Origin of the sequence: Streptomyces sp. DG1A-41, from assembly GCF_037055355.1 — a bacterium.
GTDB lineage: Bacteria > Actinomycetota > Actinomycetes > Streptomycetales > Streptomycetaceae > Streptomyces.
Genome location: NZ_CP146350.1, coordinates 6,686,462 through 6,702,600, shown reverse-complemented (window position 1 = coordinate 6,702,600; position 16,139 = coordinate 6,686,462). Strand labels below are relative to the sequence as shown.

The following is a 16,139-nucleotide window of genomic DNA, read 5'->3' as shown; positions in this document are numbered from 1 at the left end:
CCCCCACACACTCGCAGACGGCCCACAAGCGAACTAGGCAGCCTCGTCAGCCGCCACCAGCTCCCTGCACTTCTGAACGTCCTGCCCCATCTGCTCCAGCAGCGCGTCGAGCGTGTCGAACTTCGCCTGCCCCCGCACGAACGCCAGGAAGTCGACCGCGACATGCAACCCGTACAGGTCCAGCCCGACGCGGTCGATGGCGTACGCCTCCACCGTGCGCTCGGTGCCCTCGAACTGCGGGTTCGTGCCGACGGAGATGGCGGCCGGCATCGCCTCGCCCTGGGCGTGCAGCCAGCCGGCGTAGACACCGTCGGCGGGAATGGCGGTGTGCGGCAGCGTCTCGACGTTGGCGGTCGGGAACCCCATCTCGCGGCCGCGCTGGGCGCCCCGGACGACCACGCCCTCCACCCGGTGCGGACGGCCCAGGATCTCGGCGGCGCCCTCCACGTCGCCCTCGGCGACCAGACGACGGGTCAGCGTCGAGGAGAACGGCTCACCGCCACCTGCCTCGCCGGTCACGTACAGGTCGACGACCTCGACCTCGAAGTCGTAGATCTTGCCCTGCGCGGCGAGGAACTCCACGTTGCCGGCGGCCTTGTGCCCGAAGCGGAAGTTGGGGCCCTCGACGACGGCCTTGGCGTGCAGCTTGTCGACGAGCACCTTGACGACGAAGTCGGCCGGGGACAGCTTCGAGAACTCGGTCGTGAAGGGCAGGATGAGCACCGCGTCCACGCCCAGGCCGGCCATGAGTTCGGCGCGGCGGTGGTGCGGGGCGAGCAGCGGCGGGTGACTGCCGGGGCGGACGACCTCGCTGGGATGCGGGTCGAAGGTGACGACGACGGCGGGCACGCCCAGCTCCCGGGCGCGGTTCACGGCATGCCGGATGATCAGCTGGTGTCCGCGGTGGACTCCGTCGTAGGAGCCGATGGTGACGACGCTGCGCCCCCAGTCCTGGGGGATGTCCTCCAAGCCACGCCAGCGCTGCACTGTGCCTGCTCCTTGTCGAAAGCTGGTCGAACCCGTGTCCGTGGTTGTTCCTGGTTGCCTCGTACGCAGGTCTAAGGGTGCCATGCCGGGTGCCTGCGGCCCGCATCGGCATGGGGCTGTGACAGGGCGCACGACCCTGCGATCCCCTCCGACGTGCGCGGGATCCGTCGGGCGGGGACGCGTACGCCCGCCAGGTTCTCGATCGTCCGGTGGGAACTCGGCCCGACCAGCGCCGCCCACTCCTCGGGCGCGTCGGCCAGCCAGCCGGCCACGCGGGCGGCGAAGCCGGGCACGTGCCGGCCGAGGTCGACCAGGGCGCGGTCGAAGCGGCCGGCGCCCTCCGGGGTGCTCGCGAGGAGCAGTCCGACGCGGCGGACGAGGTCGCGCAGGTCGTCGCCGCCGCCGTTCCGGGCGGCGGCGTCCAGCAGCGCGTCCAGGACGTCGATGTCGTGCTCGCGGGCCAGGAGCGCGTCGCGCAGCTCGCGGCGCAGCGGGCGGGAGGCGGGGATGCCGGGTTCGATGAGGACCGCGGCGAGGGCGCATCGCAGCCGCACCGGGCCGCCCTCCAGCAGGCCGGTGACCAGCGGCAGGAGCACGGCCCGGGCGGCGGGGCCCCGGTCGAGCCGCTGGTCCACGTACGCGGCCATGTGCCCGGCGAGTTCCGGCCGCTGCTGTGCCGCCCGCCCTACCAGCGCGGCGACCCGCCGGGCCAGGCCGCGCGGGGTGGCGTCGGCGAGCGCCCGCAGCGCCTCCTCCGGGTCCGGCCGCTCCAGCCGCGCAGCGAAGGCGCCGAGGACCGGCTCGGGGTGGGCCAGGAGGGCGGCGGCCGGCGCGTGCGGCGGGAGGTGCGGGTCGCCCGCCGCGAAGTGCTCCAGCGCCCGCGGCAGATACCGGGCCCGGGTGTGCGGATCCTGGACGAGGAGGGCGAGGGCGCCGCCGTGCAGGGCCCGGTCGGTGGGGCGGGCGAGCAGGGTGAGGGCCGCGTAGCGCAGCAGGGCGCGGTCGCCTCCGGTGCTCACGTGCGGCGCGACGCGCAGGCCGTGCGCCATCGCGGCACTGCGTCGCGCCGGCCGCTCGTCGCGCGCCCACCGGTCGACGGCCCGGCACACCGCCGACGGCTCCTCCTCGGCCAGCACGGCGAGCAGTTCGTCGGCCCTCCGGTGCGCGCGGTCGACGAGCACGTCCGCCAGGTCGTCCAGGGCGCTGTGCCGGTGGGTGTGCAGCAGCGCCTGCGCGGCCGTGGCGACGGTCGCGTGCGGGGTGGCGGGCAGCGGCTGCTCGTCGTCGAACCAGCGGGCCAGCAGCGGCTGTACGGCGGTGGGGTCGGCGGCCAGCAGCCGCGCGACCGTGTCCAGGAACCGGGGACCGGCCTCGCACGGCGGGCCGTCGGCGTGCACCAGCCGCCTCAGCAGGGCGAACCGCTCGCCCTCCGGCAGCCGTACGCCGGCCCAGAAGGCGGGCCCGACCTCCTCCGGCACGGGCCTGTCCTGCCGCCGCCAGGCCACGATCCGGTCGGCGAGCAGCCGCAGCACCTCCGTGTACGGCGTCGCCTCGGGCACGGCCGACAGGGTTCCGGCGAGCAGCCGGGCGGCCCACCAGGACCGTGGGTCGGCGTCCAGGGCGTGCACCAGGTCCGTCAGCCGGGAGGCCAGTTGGTCGGTCCCGTGCTGGCGGGCGAGGAACAGCAGCGCCTGGACGACGGGCCCGATGCGGTGGTGCGGGACGGGGTCGCAGTGCGCGTCATGCCCGCGGTGGACCAGGGCGTGCAGGGCCTCGGCGAGGTCGAGGTGCAGGCCCTGGAGCCAGTCGGCGAGCTCCTCGTGGGCGAAGCGGTAGCCGGCTCCGGCGGGCACGAGCAGCCCCTCGGCGAGGACGGCCGACGCCCAGCCGGTGCCGCCGCCGAGCCGCGCGGGTGCGGGCCCCCATGGGAACACGGTCTCGAACGCCTTCCTGTCCAGATCCCCCAGCCCGGGTGCGAGGCTGCGCCGGGCGGCCTCGTGCACCTGCCCGGCGACCTTCGCGGCCAGCCGGCGTACGGCCGTGCCGCCCAGGCCGTTCCCGGCGGCCAGCCGCGCGGCGATGCGCAGGGACATCAGGTCCAGGTAGGCCGCGAAGACATCGTCGCGGCCGACGGTGACGCCGGGGCCGCCGGGACTGTCGGGAGCACCGGCGATCTCCGGGCCGTCGAGGGCACCGAGGGCCTCCCGGATCTCGGCGAGCAGCCGCAGGGTGAGGGGGTGCCGGGCGTCGGTGTCGACGAGGGCGCTCTCCGGGATGCCGTGGCGCAGGCGGGCCTGACGGGCCTCGTCCTCGGTGAGATCACCGAGGCGCACGCACGCGGACCGCTCTTGGGCACCGGCCGGCCGGTGCAGGACCTCCGCCGGGAACCCCGCCCCCTCCCAGTACTCCGCCCGGCACGCCACGACCAGCCGCACGCCCGTCTCGCGCAGCCACCGCACCGTCCCGTCCGTCCAGTCGGCCAGGCGGCGGGCCAGCGCCGAAGGCATCTCCTCCGGGCCGTCGAGGAGCAGCAGCAGGGGCCGGCCGAGGGCACCGGCGAGGCGGGCGAGGCGCTCGGGCGTGGTGTCGCCCAGGTCGGCCGGCAGGAAACGGGGCCGGGACGCGGCCACGACAGGGGCGGCCCGGGTCAGCGCCCGGCGTGCCGCGTCGGCCACCGAGGCGTCGTCGTCCCGCAGTTCGCAGCCGCGCAGCCACAGCGTGGGATGCCCGCTGCGGGCGCGGCGCGCGGCGAGCGCCGCGAGTTCCGTCGTACGACCGCTGCCGGGCGCCCCGACGAGGCCGAGCACGGCCGCCGGGGCTGCCGTGAACGCGCTGAACTCGTCCACCACCGCCGCCCGTTCGACCGGCTCCGGGAGACCCGTGCCGCCGGGCGGGCCGTCCAGCCCCACCGCGGTGCCGGTCAGCTCCAGCGCCCCGGCCAGGTTGAGGTCGGCGCCGTACGCGGGGACCGTCGCCGCGTTCTCGGCGAGCAGCTCGGCGAGCGGGCCCGCCGCGCCGGAGACCAGGGCATGCAGCGGTACGGCGAACCCGACGTCGCTGTGGGCGGAGCTGAGCGCGGTGCCGAGGACACCGACGACGGCGCCGGTCGCGGCGTCGAGCACCGGGCCGCCGGCCGCTCCGCCGCCCAGCCGCAGCGCGTCCCGCCCCGCCGTGCCCACCGCCAGCTCCAGCGCGCCGTCGAGGCGGTGGAGGCGGTCCGTGGCCGTGTACGTCACGGCGGTCGAGCCCAGCACCCTGGCCTCGCGCCAGCCTCCGGCGGCGATCCGCACATAGGTGCCGGTACCGGCCCCGCCCCGCGCGGTGACGGGCAGCGGCGGCACGCCGAGGCCCTCGGTCCGTACGAGGGCCAGGCCGAGCGCGGGCAGCGGGGTCACCGCGTCGGCGGACACGACCCGGCGGCGGTCCCCGGCTCCGTACAGGACGAGCCGGGGCAGGCCGTCGACCGCCTCGTGGCTGGTGACGAGCGTGCCGTGGTGGTCGGCCACGAAGCCGGTGCCCCGGGGCGGCCGGCGAGGTCGTGGACACGGACGAGGGCCGGGCCGGATGCCCCGCCGTCGGTTCCCTCGGTCGTCCGCTCCGCTGTTCCGGGGCGGTCCTGGGAGTCTGGTGCGCTGTCGTGTGTCTCCCCGGACCGGTTTCGCGACGTCATCGTCGAGCCTCCCCGCCGTACACCCGTGCCCTTGTGTTCGACGGTAGGGGCGAGATGATCAGCGGGACAGATCGCTCGGCGAAAGCGCCCCCTTCCGCTCCCCCGGTTCACTCCGAGCGCCTGCACGGACGGGTGAACGAAGCGGGGCGGCTGGATACACCCTAGGGGTGGGGGAACCGAGGGGGGACCGTGGAGCGGCGGCAGCGGAGGTACCCCGTGGTCGCCGCTCCACGGGCGGACGGTCCCGGCGTGCCGTCAGCCGAAGACGGCCAGGCTCTTGGCCTTGCCCCGCTGCTCCTCGACGAGGGCGAGGAAGCGGCCCTCCGGGTCGAAGACGGCGACGGGGCCGGAGCCCGCGTACTCCTCGGGCATGTCCAGCCGTACGCCGTTGGTGAGCAGCCGGGCGCGCCGGGCGTCGACGTCCCAGCGCCGGAACGCGGCCGCGGCGGCCTCGGCGACCGGCATCACGGTCAACTCCTGCTGGAGCTGGTCCAGGGTGCGGGCCGCGTCCAGCTTGTAGGGGCCGACGCGGGTGCGGCGCAGGGCGGTGAGATGTCCGCCGACTCCGAGGTCGGCGCCCAGGTCGCGGGCCAGGGCCCGGATGTACGTGCCGGAGGAGCAGACGACCGAGACGACCAGGTCGAGTACGGCCGTGCCATCCTCGGCGATGACCTCCCGGACGTCGTACACGCCGAAGGAGGACACCGTGACGGGCCGGGCCGGGATGTCGAATTCCTCGCCGTCCCTGGCCCGCTTGTAGGACCGCACGCCATTGATCTTGATGGCGCTGACCTTGGACGGCACCTGCATGATGTCGCCGGTCAGCTTGGCGATGCCGGCGTCGATGGCGTCGCGGGTGACCCCGGAGGCGTCCGTGGAGGAGGTGATCTCCCCCTCGGCGTCGTCGGTGAGGGTGTTCTGCCCGAGCCGGATGGTGCCCAGGTACTCCTTCTCGGTCAGTGCGAGGTGGCCGAGGAGTTTGGTGGCCTTCTCGACGCCGAGGACGAGGACGCCCGTCGCCATCGGGTCGAGGGTGCCGGCGTGCCCGACGCGTCGCGTCCTGGCGATGCCGCGCATCTTGGCGACGACGTCGTGCGAAGTGAAGCCCGACGGCTTGTCGACGATGACGAGGCCGTCGGGCGTGGTGTGCTTCTGGGTCATTCGGCGGTGTCGTCCGTCTCGTCGTCCTCGTCCGGCTTGCGGTACGGGTCGGCGTCGCCGGCGTACTTCGCGCCCGCGGACGCCTCGCGCACCTTCGCGTCGGACTGGCGCGCCTTGTCGAGGAGGTCCTCGATGTTCCGGGCGGTGTCCGGTAGGGCGTCCATGACGAAGGTCAGGGTCGGCGTGAACTTCACACCGGCGGCCCGGCCGACCTCGGAGCGCAGGATGCCCTTGGCGCTCTCCAGGCCCGCTGCGGCCGCGTTCCGCTCCTCGTCGTCCCCGTACACGGTGTAGAAGACGGTCGCCTCCCGCAGGTCACCCGTGACCCGCGTGTCCGTGATGGTGACGTGCGAGCCGAGCCGCGGGTCCTTGATCCCGCGCTGCAGCTTCTGGGCCACCACTTCCCGGATGAGGTCCGCCAGCCTCTTGGCCCGCGCGTTGTCGGCCACTGGTCCGTCTCCCGTTCTTTCCTGTCTGGGTCGTTCTCGGTTCGTCAGTCGTCTTCGCCGTGGAAGCGCCGCCTGACGGACAGCAGCTCCACCTCGGGGCGGGCGGCGACCAGCCGTTCGCACCGGTCGAGTACGTCGCTCAGGTGCGCCGCGTCGCCGGACACCAGCGCGAGGCCGATGACGGCCCTGCGGTGGAGGTCCATGTGATCCACCTCGGCCGCGCTCACCGCGTACTTGCGCTGGAGCTCGGCGACGATGGGGCGGACGACGGAGCGCTTCTCCTTCAGCGACCGTACGTCGCCGAGGAGCAGGTCGAAGGACAGCGTCCCCACGTACATGTGTATCCGGATGACCCGCCGGTACGGGATCGATGGCCCTGCGGTTGGGGCAGGGACATCAAGAACGGTACCGCGTACCTGCCGGTGGCTCGACGGGGTTTTCCTTTGCCCGGCCACCCGCCCGACACGGTTGGCCAGGAGGCCCTGCCCCCTGGGGCTCCGCCCCAGGCCCGGGCGGGGCCTGCGTCCCCTGCGCCCCTCTCGCGGCCTCACGCCAGCACCCCTCGCGGGGCCTCAACCCTGCACCCCTCGCGGGGCTTCGCCCCTGCGCAGCCCGGTGGGGTGCCGAGGCACCCCGGCGGGCTGCGCCGAGTCTGTCCGCCGGTGAGACAAACGGCCAGCCGGCCGACGCGGCGGTGCCGCGTCGGCCGGTCTGGGTGCCGTGGGTGTTACACCCGCGGCTTCTCGCGCATCTCGTACGTCGCGATGACGTCGTCGACCTTGATGTCGTTGAAGTTGCCGAGGTTGATACCGCCCTCGAACCCTTCGCGGATCTCGGTGACGTCGTCCTTGAAGCGACGCAGGCCCTCGATGTTGAGGTTCTCCGCGACCACCTTGCCGTCGCGGATGAGGCGGGCCTTGGTGTTGCGCTTGACCTCGCCGGAGCGGATGAGAACACCCGCGATGTTGCCCAGCTTGGACGACTTGAAGACCTCGCGGATCTCCGCCGTACCGAGCTCGACCTCCTCGAACTCCGGCTTGAGCATGCCCTTGAGGGCCGCCTCGATCTCCTCGATCGCCTGGTAGATGACCGAGTAGTACCGGACGTCCACGCCCTCGCGCTCGGCCATCTGCTGCGCACGCCCGGCGGCGCGCACGTTGAAGCCGATCACGATGGCGTCCGAGCCCATCGCCAGGTCGATGTCGGACTCCGTGACCGCACCGACGCCGCGGTGCAGGACGCGGATGTCGACCTCTTCGCCGACGTCCAGCTGGAGCAGGGAGGACTCGAGAGCCTCGACGGAACCAGAAGCGTCACCCTTGATGATCAGGTTCAGCTGCTGGACCTCGCCGGCCTTGAGCACCTTGTCCAGGTCCTCCAGCGACACACGGCGCGTGCGCTTCGCGAAGGCCGCGTTGCGCTCGCGCGCCGCACGCTTCTCCGCGATCTGACGGGCCGTACGGTCCTCGTCGACCACGAGGAAGTTGTCGCCCGCACCCGGGACGTTGGTCAGGCCCAGGACCTGGACCGGCGCCGACGGGCCCGCCTCGGTGACGAGGTTGCCGTTGTCGTCGTGCATCGCCCGGACTCGGCCGTACGCGTCGCCGACCACCATGGTGTCGCCGACCCGCAGCGTGCCGCGCTGGACGAGGACCGTCGACACGGCACCGCGGCCGCGGTCGAGACGGGACTCGATCGCGATGCCCTGCGCGTCCTGGTGGGGGTTGGCCCGCAGGTCGAGCGAGGCGTCGGCCGTGAGGATCACGGCCTCCAGCAGGGAGTCGATGTTCAGACCCTGCCTGGCGGAGATGTCGACGAACATCGTGTCGCCGCCGTACTCCTCGGCCACCAGCCCGTACTCGGTGAGCTGACCGCGCACCTTGGTCGGGTCGGCGCCCTCGACGTCGATCTTGTTGACCGCGACGACGATCGGGACGTCGGCCGCCTTGGCGTGGTTGAGCGCCTCGACCGTCTGCGGCATGACGCCGTCGTTGGCCGCGACGACCAGGATCGCGATGTCGGTCGACCTCGCACCACGGGCACGCATGGCGGTGAACGCCTCGTGACCCGGGGTGTCGATGAAGGTGATCTTGCGCTCTTCGTCGTTGACCTCGGTCGCGACCTGGTAGGCACCGATGTGCTGGGTGATGCCGCCGGCCTCGCCCGCGATGACGTTCGTCTTGCGGATGGCGTCCAGCAGTCGGGTCTTACCGTGGTCGACGTGACCCATGACGGTGACGACCGGCGGGCGGACCACCAGGTCCTCCTCGTCGCCCTCGTCCTCGCCGAACTCGATGTCGAAGGACTCCAGGAGCTCGCGGTCCTCCTCCTCGGGGCTGACGATCTGAACCGTGTAGTTCATCTCGTCGGCGAGGAGCTGGAGCGTCTCGTCGGAGACGGACTGCGTGGCAGTGACCATCTCGCCGAGGTTCATCATGACCGCGACGAGCGACGCCGGGTTGGCGTTGATCTTCTCCGCGAAGTCGGTGAGCGACGCACCGCGCGACAGGCGAACGGTCTCGCCGTTGCCGCGAGGCAGCATCACGCCGCCGACCGACGGGGCCTGCATGGCCTCGTACTCCTGACGGCGCTGCCGCTTCGACTTACGGCCACGACGCGCGGGACCGCCGGGACGGCCGAAGGCGCCCTGCGTGCCACCACGACCACCGGGACCGCCGGGACGACCGCCGAAGCCGGGACGGCCACCGCCGCCACCGAAGCCGCCGCCACCGCCACCGGGACGACCGGCGAAACCGCCGCCGCCACCCGGACGACCGGCGCCGCCACCGCCACCGGGACGACCGGCGAAACCGCCGCCGCCACCCGGACGACCGGCGCCGCCGCCGGGACGACCCGCACCGCCCGGACCACGGCCACCAGGGCCGCCACCGGGACGCGGGCCGGCAGCGGGACGCTGCGGCATCATGCCGGGGTTCGGACGCGGACCGGCGGAACCGCCACCGGGACGCGGGCCGCCGCCCTGCGGACGCGGCATCGAACCCGGGGTCGGGCGGTTGCCGCCCGGAGCCTGCGGACGCGGACCGCCGCCCTGGGCGCCGGGCGCCTGGGGACGGGGACCGCCACCGGGACCGCCGGGGCCGGGACGGGAGCCCTGCGGACGGGGCGCCTGCGGGCGCGCCATGCCGGTGGAGCCACCCGAGGTGAAGGGGTTGTTACCCGGACGCGGACCGGCCGGACGGGAACCCTGACGCGGCGCCGGAGCGCCGGGACGCGGACCCTGACCACCAGGACGCTGGCCCTGGCCGCCCTGGCCCTGGCCGGGACCACCGGAGGGGCGACCGCCGGGCTTGGGGGCGCCGGGACGCGCGCCGGGCTTCGGCCCGGCCGGAGAGGACGGAGCCGAGGGCGGCGCCGTGAACTCGGGCGCGGCCGGGGCCGGACGCGGCGCGGGCTTGGGGCCCGGCGTCGGACGCGGACCGGGGGACGGCGCGGGGGCCGACGGGGCCGACGGCTGCTGGGCAGCCGGAGGCTTGGGCGCGGCCGACGGCTTCGGGGCAGCCGGACGGGCCGACTGCGCCGGAGAGGGCGCCGCGGGACGGGGGGCGGCCTTCTTGGGGGCCGCGGGCTTCGCGGCGGACTTGCCGTTGCCGCCGCCCTGCTGGAATGCGTCAGTCAGCTTGCGTACAACGGGCGCTTCGATGGTCGAAGACGCCGAACGGACGAATTCACCGAGCTCCTGGAGCTTGGCCATGACGACCTTGCTCTCGACACCGAACTCCTTGGCGAGTTCGTAGACCCGGACCTTAGCCACTTCGCTCCTTTGAGGTCCGGGTGAAGCCGGACCGTCGCTAGTTCATGGGCGTACTCATCGCGTACTCATCGAGTGCTCATCGCAATCTCGACCTGCTTTCGACTCGCGAGGTACCTAGACCGCACGGGGTTCCGTGCGGCGCGTTCTTACCGTGTTGCCCTGATCGGCAACTGTTGTCTGCTCGACGTACCGGCGCAACGCCTTTGTGTCGAGCGCTCCCGGGGCGCGCAGTGCCCTCGTGAACGCCCGGCGGCGAACCGCCTGGTCAAGACAGACCGGTGTGGGATGCACATACGCACCCCGGCCGGGCAGCGTACCGCGTGGATCAGGGACGCATGCGCCCTCGACCGCCACGATCCGCAACAGATCGGCCTTGGCCACTCGCTCCCGACACCCCACACAGGTGCGTTCAGGGCATGCGCGGGTGCGTGTCCGGCCAGACACCGTTAAGTCTACCTCCCCGTAGGCACCTCACCCCTTTGGGGCAGGATTCGAACAGGTGCCGCGTCCGAACCTGTCGTGATCTGAACGACCCGCGGCTTGGATCTATTCCCCGGTCCGGTCCGCGGCCGGTTCCGTGTCCGGCCGGATGTCGATCCGCCAGCCGGTCAGCCGGGCGGCGAGGCGGGCGTTCTGCCCTTCCTTGCCGATGGCCAGGGACAGTTGGTAGTCGGGCACGGTCACCCGGGCCGACCTGGTCGCCATGTCCACGATCTCCACCTTGGAGACGCGGGCCGGGGACAGCGCGTTCGCCACCATCTCGGCCGGGTCGTCCGACCAGTCGACGATGTCGATCTTCTCGCCGTTCAGCTCGCCCATCACGTTGCGCACGCGGCCGCCCATGGGGCCGATACAGGCGCCCTTGGCGTTCAGACCGGACCGGGTGGACCGGACGGCGATCTTGGTGCGGTGACCGGCCTCACGGGCGATCGCGGCGATCTCCACGGACCCGTCGGCGATCTCCGGCACCTCCAGGGCGAAGAGCTTCTTCACCAGATTGGGATGCGTACGGGACAGCGTCACGGACGGGCCGCGGACGCCCTTGGCCACCCGGACGACATACGACCGCAGCCGCATGCCGTGCGGGTACGTCTCGCCCGGCACCTGCTCCTGCACCGGCAGGATGGCCTCGAGCTTGCCGATGTCCACCAGCACGTTCTTCGGGTCGCGGCCCTGCTGGACCACACCGGTGACGATGTCGCCCTCACGGCCGACGTACTCGCCGAGCGTCGCGTCGTCCTCGGCGTCGCGCAGGCGCTGGAGGATGACCTGCTTGGCCGTGGTGGCGGCGATACGGCCGAAGCCGGACGGGGTGTCGTCGAACTCGCGGGGCTCCTGGCCCTCCTCGAGGTCCTCTGGGTCCTCCTTCGCCCACACGGTCACATGGCCGGTCTCCCGGTTGAGCTCCACGCGCGCGTGGCGGCGGCTTCCCTCGGTGCGGTGGTAGGCGATGAGGAGGGCCGATTCGATCGCCTCGACCAGCAGGTCGAAGGAGATCTCCTTCTCCCGAACCAAGCCCCGCAGGGCACTCATGTCGATGTCCACGGCTACGCCTCCTCTTCCTTCTTGTTGTCCTTGCGGCTGAACTCGACCTGGACGCGTGCCCGGACGATGTCGTCGAAGGCGAGTCTGTGCGCGGTGGCCTTGCGGCCCTTGACCCCGGGCACCTCGGTGTCGACGCCCTCGTCGTCGACTTTGAGGATCCTGGCGACCAGCTCGCCGCCCTCGGCCAGCTGGAACCTCACCAGCCGGCCCGTGGCGCGGACGTAGTGCCGGTGTTCCGTGAGGAGGCGCTCCGCGCCCGGGGTGCCGACCTCGAGGGTGTACTCCCCCTCGCCCATAGCGTCCGTCTCGTCGAGCTTCGCCGAGAGCGCGCGGCTCACATCGGCGATCTGGTCCAGGTCCGCACCGGTGTCCGAGTCGACGACGACGCGCAGCACACGCTTGCGCCCGACGGAGTCCACTTCGATCTCTTCGAGATCCAGGCCCTGGGATGTGACGAGCGGTTCCAGCAGTTCTCGCAGCCTCTCGCTCTGGGTGGTGCTCATCCGGGTGACTCCTCGGCCGCGTGTGCTGTTGTGGGATGGGTCGCGTGTCTGGTCAAAGGGTATCCGGTCGCGGGGTGTGTTGCCGTCCACCCGGTGACGAACGGTGCCGCTGAGTGGTCCCGGGCGGCGGCCCGGGTACCGTGATCACGGGCGTTCAGCCCTAGGGCCCTTCTGCTGGATCTCCGCAGGAGAAGGAGCAGAAGGGCCCTTAGAGTCGCTCCCTTCTCGTACGAGCCCCCCGAGGACGTCTGACGTGCCGTTCCCCTCATCGCCGCGCGCCCGCTCGGGGCCGCGCAGAAGGACTCTGCTCGCCGTCGGCCCGACGGCCCTCGCCCTGGCCGGCTGCACCGGCGGCGACGAGGACCGGGGCGACCCGGGGGACGGCCCGTCGGCGGCGGAACGCCGGGCACGCGCGCGTGCGGCGCGGGACAGCGAGGGGCTGGTGGAGCGGTACGACGCCGTGATCGCCGCCCACCCGGGGCTCGCGGAGCGGCTGCGGCCGCTGCGGGCGGAGGCCGTACGGCATGCGCGGGCCTTCGGAGGGGACGCGGGCCGGGAGGCGTCCGCCTCTCCCTCCCCCTCTTCCGCATCTCCCCCGGCCACCGCCGTGCCGGGCGACGACAAGGACGCGCTCGCCGCGCTCGCCGCCGCGGAGCGGGAGCTCGCCGACCGGCGGGCCAAGGCGCTGCTCGACGTGCCGGGCGAGCTGGCGCGGCTTCTGGCATCGGTGGCGGCGGCCGGGGCGGCGCACGTGTATCTGCTGACGGAGGGTGGCGCGTGAGCGAGGCGAAGGACCGGGAGCTGCGGGCCCTCCAGGCGGCGCTGGCGGCCGAGCACGCGGCGGTGTACGGGTACGGCGTGGTCGGCGGGCGGATCGGCGAGGGGCAGCGTGCCGAGGCGCGGACCGCGTACGACGCGCACCGGGCGCGCCGGGACGCGCTGGTGCGCGAGGTGAAGGATCTGGGGAGCAGGCCCGTGGCGGCCGCCGCCGGGTACGCGCTGCCGTTCCCGGTGCCGGACGCGGCGGCGGCCGTACGGCTCGCCGCCGAGCTGGAGGACCGGGTGGCCGCGGTGTACTCGGACCTGGTGCGCGCGGCGGGCGGCGGGCGACGGGCCCTGGCCGCCGAGGCGCTGCGGGAGGCGGCGGTGCGGGCGGTGCGCTGGCGCGGCGAGAGCGTAGCCTTCCCTGGGCTCGCCGAGCGGGCCGGCACGGCTCCGCCCTTGGCGGCGCCGACGGCGTGACCCGCGCGGGGCACGCACCGCGGACAGCACGAAGGGAACGACTCGCGCATGGTTTTCGAACCGCCGAAGCGTCTGGACAGGGCGCTCGGTGAGACGGCACCGGACGGTGACGACTGGCTGGAGAAGCTGCCCGGGACGGCGCAGCAGGCCGTCGCGCTACGCGAGTTGATTGTGGAGCGGGTGCAGGTGCCCGGCGGGCGCAGCAGCCTGGTCGTGCTGGTGCGGACGGCCGACGGAACGCCCGCCGTGCTGAAGCTGGCGCCTGGCCGGGCCCGCCCGGAGGCGGAGCGGGCCGCGCTCGCGCACTGGGGCGGGCGGGGTGCCGTACAGCTGCTCGAACCTCCCCCTAGCTCTCGGCTTCGCTCGAGCGGGGAGATCCCCCCGTCGACCGAGGGCGTGCTGCTGCTGGAGCGGCTGCATCCGGACGTGTCGGTGCGGTCGCTGCCGGAGGCGAAGGCGTTGCTGGAGGCGGCGGGGACGCTGCGGCGGCTGTGGGTGGAGCCGCCCGCCGACTACCCCTTCGAGACCGTGGCCGAGCGGACCGGGCGGCAGGCCGAGGCGATGCGGGCGCGTGCCCGGGTGGATCCCGAGGTGGCGCCGCTGGTCGACGTGGCGCTCGCGGCGCGTGAGGAGCTACTGGCCGCGCCGCCCGAACACCGGCTGCTGCACGGCACGTTCCGGCAGAGCAAGGTGCTCTCCGGGGAGCGGATGCCGTGGCTGGCCGTGGGTCCCGACCCGGTGGTCGGCGAGTGCGCGTTCGATCTGGCCCGGCTGGTCCGCGACCGGGTGGAGGACCTGATCGCCCAGCCGTCCGGTGCGGCGACGACCCGCCGGCGGGTCAAGCGGCTCGCGGAGTCGCTCGACGTGGACCAGGAGCGGTTGCGGGGCTGGACGCTGTTCCGGGCCGTGGAGTCCGGGGCGCGGGCACGGCGGGTCGGCCGGGAGCGGGACGCGGAGTTGCTGCTGGAGTTCGCCGGGTGGCTGTAAGGCGTCCGGGCCGGAAGGGTCCAGCTGTGAGGGCCTCGCGGGCCGGACGCGCTGGATCGTCAGCGCGTCCGGCGCCCGGAGGTCCGGTCTCTCAGGCCGTGAGCCGGGCGACGGCCTCCTCGACCGTCAGCTCCTCGCGCTCGCCGGTGCGGCGGTCCTTCAGTTCCACGACGCCGTCGGCCGCGCGCCGCCCGGCCACCAGGATCTGCGGTACGCCGATCAGCTCCGAGTCGGTGAACTTGACGCCCGGGGAGACGCCGGGGCGGTCGTCGACCAGGACGCGGACACCGGCGGCGGCCAGCTTCCCGGAGATGTCGAGGGCCAGTTCGGTCTGGAGGGCCTTGCCGGCGGCGACCACGTGGACGTCGGCCGGGGCGACCTCCTTGGGCCAGCACAGGCCCTTGTCGTCGGCGGTCTGCTCGGCCAGGGCGGCGACCGCGCGGGAGACGCCGACGCCGTAGGAGCCCATGGTGACGCGGACCGGCTTGCCGTTCTGGCCGAGGACGTCGAGCTTGAGGGCGTCGGCGTACTTGCGGCCCAGCTGGAAGATGTGGCCGATCTCGATGGCCCGGTCGAGCACGAGGCTCGTGCCGCACTTCGGGCAGGGGTCGCCCTCCTGCACGACCACGACGTCGACGTACTCGCCGACCTCGAAGTCGCGGCCCGCAACGACGTTCTTGGTGTGCGTGCCGGCCTTGTTCGCACCGGTGATCCAGGACGTGCCCGGGGCTACCCGCGGATCGGCGATGTACGGGACCTTGTCCAGGCCCTGCGGTCCGACGTAGCCGCGGACCAGGTCGGGGCGGGCCGCGAAGTCCGTCTCGGTGACCAGCTCGACGACGGCCGGGGCGAAGTGCGCCTCGACCTTGTCCAGGTCGACCTCGCGGTCGCCGGGGACGCCGATGGCGACGATCTCGCCGTCGACCTTGACGAGGAGGTTCTTCAGCGTGGCCGAGGCCGGGACGCCGAGAGAGGCGGCGAGGGTCTCGATGGTCGGGGTGTCCGGGGTCGGGATGTCCTCGGCGGCCGGCACGTCCGCCGCGTCGACAGGCTTCAGCTCGTACGTGATCGCCTCGGTGTTGGCGGCGAAGTCGCAGTTCGGGCAGTCGGCGAAGGTGTCCTCGCCGGCCTCGGCCGGGGCGAGGAACTCCTCGGACTTGGACCCGCCCATCGCGCCGGCGGTGGCGGCGCAGATGCGGTAGTCGAGGCCGAGGCGGGCGAAGATCTTCTGGTAGGCCTCGCGGTGCAGGGCGTAGGACTGCGCGAGGCCCTCGTCCTCGGTGTCGAAGGAGTAGGAGTCCTTCATCAGGAACTCGCGGCCGCGCAGGATGCCGGCGCGGGGGCGGGCCTCGTCACGGTACTTGTGCTGGATCTGGTAGAGGATCACCGGCAGGTCCTTGTAGGAGGACGCCTGGTCCTTCACCAGCAGCGTGAAGATCTCCTCGTGGGTGGGGCCCAGGAGGTAGTCGCCGCCCTTGCGGTCCTGGAGGCGGAACAGCTCCTGGCCGTACTCGTCCCAGCGGCCGGTCGCCTCGTACGGCTCACGCGGCAGCAGGGCGGGGAGCAGCACCTCCTGGCCGCCGATGGCGTCCATCTCCTCGCGGACGATGCGCTCCACATTGGCCAGGACCCGCTTGCCGAGCGGCAGCCAGCTCCAGATTCCGGCGGCGGTGCGGCGCACGTAACCGGCGCGGACGAGCAGCTTGTGGCTGAGGACCTCGGCGTCCGCCGGGTCGTCGCGCAACGTCTTCGCCAACAACTGGGACATGCGCTGGACCGGTACGTTCGCCATGGTTTAGCTCCTGCTACGTGTGGGTGATGGC

The 16,139-nt window shown here is 73.3% G+C and carries 12 protein-coding genes and 1 pseudogene; 3 read left to right on the top strand and 10 right to left on the bottom strand.

The genetic code is table 11. From position 1 onward, the window contains the following. Window positions 1-33: 33 nt before the first annotated feature. From V8690_RS31420 to rimP, 9 genes and pseudogenes are all read right to left on the bottom strand, one after another. Complete coding sequence (locus tag V8690_RS31420; protein ID WP_338783469.1) at window positions 34-987, bottom strand: bifunctional riboflavin kinase/FAD synthetase; 954 nt, start codon at window positions 985-987, stop codon at window positions 34-36. A 170-nt stretch (window positions 988-1,157) separates the two neighbouring features. Further along, a pseudogene (locus V8690_RS31415) lies at window positions 1,158-4,657 on the bottom strand (trypsin-like peptidase domain-containing protein); the annotation flags it as partial. 255 nt (window positions 4,658-4,912) lie between these two features. Next, complete coding sequence (truB, locus tag V8690_RS31410; protein WP_338783468.1) at window positions 4,913-5,818, bottom strand: tRNA pseudouridine(55) synthase TruB; 906 nt, start codon at window positions 5,816-5,818, stop codon at window positions 4,913-4,915. After that, window positions 5,815-6,267 (bottom strand): 30S ribosome-binding factor RbfA, encoded by a 453-nt coding sequence (rbfA, locus tag V8690_RS31405; protein ID WP_338783467.1) that lies wholly within the window; start codon window positions 6,265-6,267, stop codon window positions 5,815-5,817. The genes truB and rbfA overlap by 4 nt, the downstream gene beginning before the upstream one ends. A gap of 44 nt (window positions 6,268-6,311) precedes the next feature. Next, the gene (locus V8690_RS31400) at window positions 6,312-6,605 is read right to left on the bottom strand and encodes a DUF503 domain-containing protein (RefSeq protein WP_338783466.1); all 294 of its coding nucleotides are present in this window, start codon (window positions 6,603-6,605) and stop codon (window positions 6,312-6,314) included. A 389-nt stretch (window positions 6,606-6,994) separates the two neighbouring features. Next, window positions 6,995-10,039: a translation initiation factor IF-2 gene (gene infB / locus V8690_RS31395; protein ID WP_338783465.1), complete on the bottom strand. Its 3,045-nt coding sequence runs from the start codon at window positions 10,037-10,039 to the stop codon at window positions 6,995-6,997. A 114-nt stretch (window positions 10,040-10,153) separates the two neighbouring features. Continuing rightward, the gene (locus tag V8690_RS31390; protein ID WP_338783464.1) at window positions 10,154-10,483 is read right to left on the bottom strand and encodes a YlxR family protein; all 330 of its coding nucleotides are present in this window, start codon (window positions 10,481-10,483) and stop codon (window positions 10,154-10,156) included. Between the two features lie 102 nt (window positions 10,484-10,585). Next, window positions 10,586-11,584, bottom strand: coding sequence for a transcription termination factor NusA (nusA, locus tag V8690_RS31385; protein ID WP_338783463.1), 999 nt, complete (start codon window positions 11,582-11,584; stop codon window positions 10,586-10,588). Window positions 11,585-11,586: 2 nt separating this feature from the next. Then, window positions 11,587-12,087 (bottom strand): ribosome maturation factor RimP, encoded by a 501-nt coding sequence (gene rimP / locus V8690_RS31380; protein ID WP_338783462.1) that lies wholly within the window; start codon window positions 12,085-12,087, stop codon window positions 11,587-11,589. Window positions 12,088-12,340: 253 nt separating this feature from the next. Between rimP and V8690_RS31375 the strand changes: the two genes are divergently transcribed. The 3 genes from V8690_RS31375 to V8690_RS31365 are packed head-to-tail and all read left to right on the top strand — an operon-like array spanning window position 12,341 to window position 14,316. Next, entirely contained in the window at window positions 12,341-12,868 is a 528-nt protein-coding gene (locus V8690_RS31375; protein WP_338783461.1) for a hypothetical protein, read from the top strand. Then, window positions 12,865-13,329: a ferritin-like domain-containing protein gene (locus V8690_RS31370; protein ID WP_338783460.1), complete on the top strand. Its 465-nt coding sequence runs from the start codon at window positions 12,865-12,867 to the stop codon at window positions 13,327-13,329. Before V8690_RS31375 ends, V8690_RS31370 begins: the two co-directional genes overlap by 4 nt. 48 nt (window positions 13,330-13,377) lie before the next feature. Beyond that, window positions 13,378-14,316: an aminoglycoside phosphotransferase family protein gene (locus tag V8690_RS31365; protein ID WP_338783459.1), complete on the top strand. Its 939-nt coding sequence runs from the start codon at window positions 13,378-13,380 to the stop codon at window positions 14,314-14,316. A 91-nt stretch (window positions 14,317-14,407) separates the two neighbouring features. Here V8690_RS31365 and V8690_RS31360 read toward each other — a convergent pair whose 3' ends face one another. Next, complete coding sequence (locus V8690_RS31360) at window positions 14,408-16,108, bottom strand: proline--tRNA ligase (RefSeq protein ID WP_338783458.1); 1,701 nt, start codon at window positions 16,106-16,108, stop codon at window positions 14,408-14,410. Window positions 16,109-16,139: the final 31 nt, after the last annotated feature.

Excerpts from the sequence above, each read along its gene's own strand:
- truB (WP_338783468.1), bottom strand. The coding sequence starts at position 5,818 with ATGACCCAGAAGCACACCACGCCCGACGGCCTCGTCATCGTCGACAAG.
- V8690_RS31400 (WP_338783466.1), bottom strand. The coding sequence starts at position 6,605 with ATGTACGTGGGGACGCTGTCCTTCGACCTGCTCCTCGGCGACGTACGG.
- rimP (WP_338783462.1), bottom strand. The coding sequence starts at position 12,087 with ATGAGCACCACCCAGAGCGAGAGGCTGCGAGAACTGCTGGAACCGCTC.
- V8690_RS31365 (WP_338783459.1), top strand. The coding sequence starts at position 13,378 with ATGGTTTTCGAACCGCCGAAGCGTCTGGACAGGGCGCTCGGTGAGACG.
- V8690_RS31360 (WP_338783458.1), bottom strand. The coding sequence starts at position 16,108 with ATGGCGAACGTACCGGTCCAGCGCATGTCCCAGTTGTTGGCGAAGACG.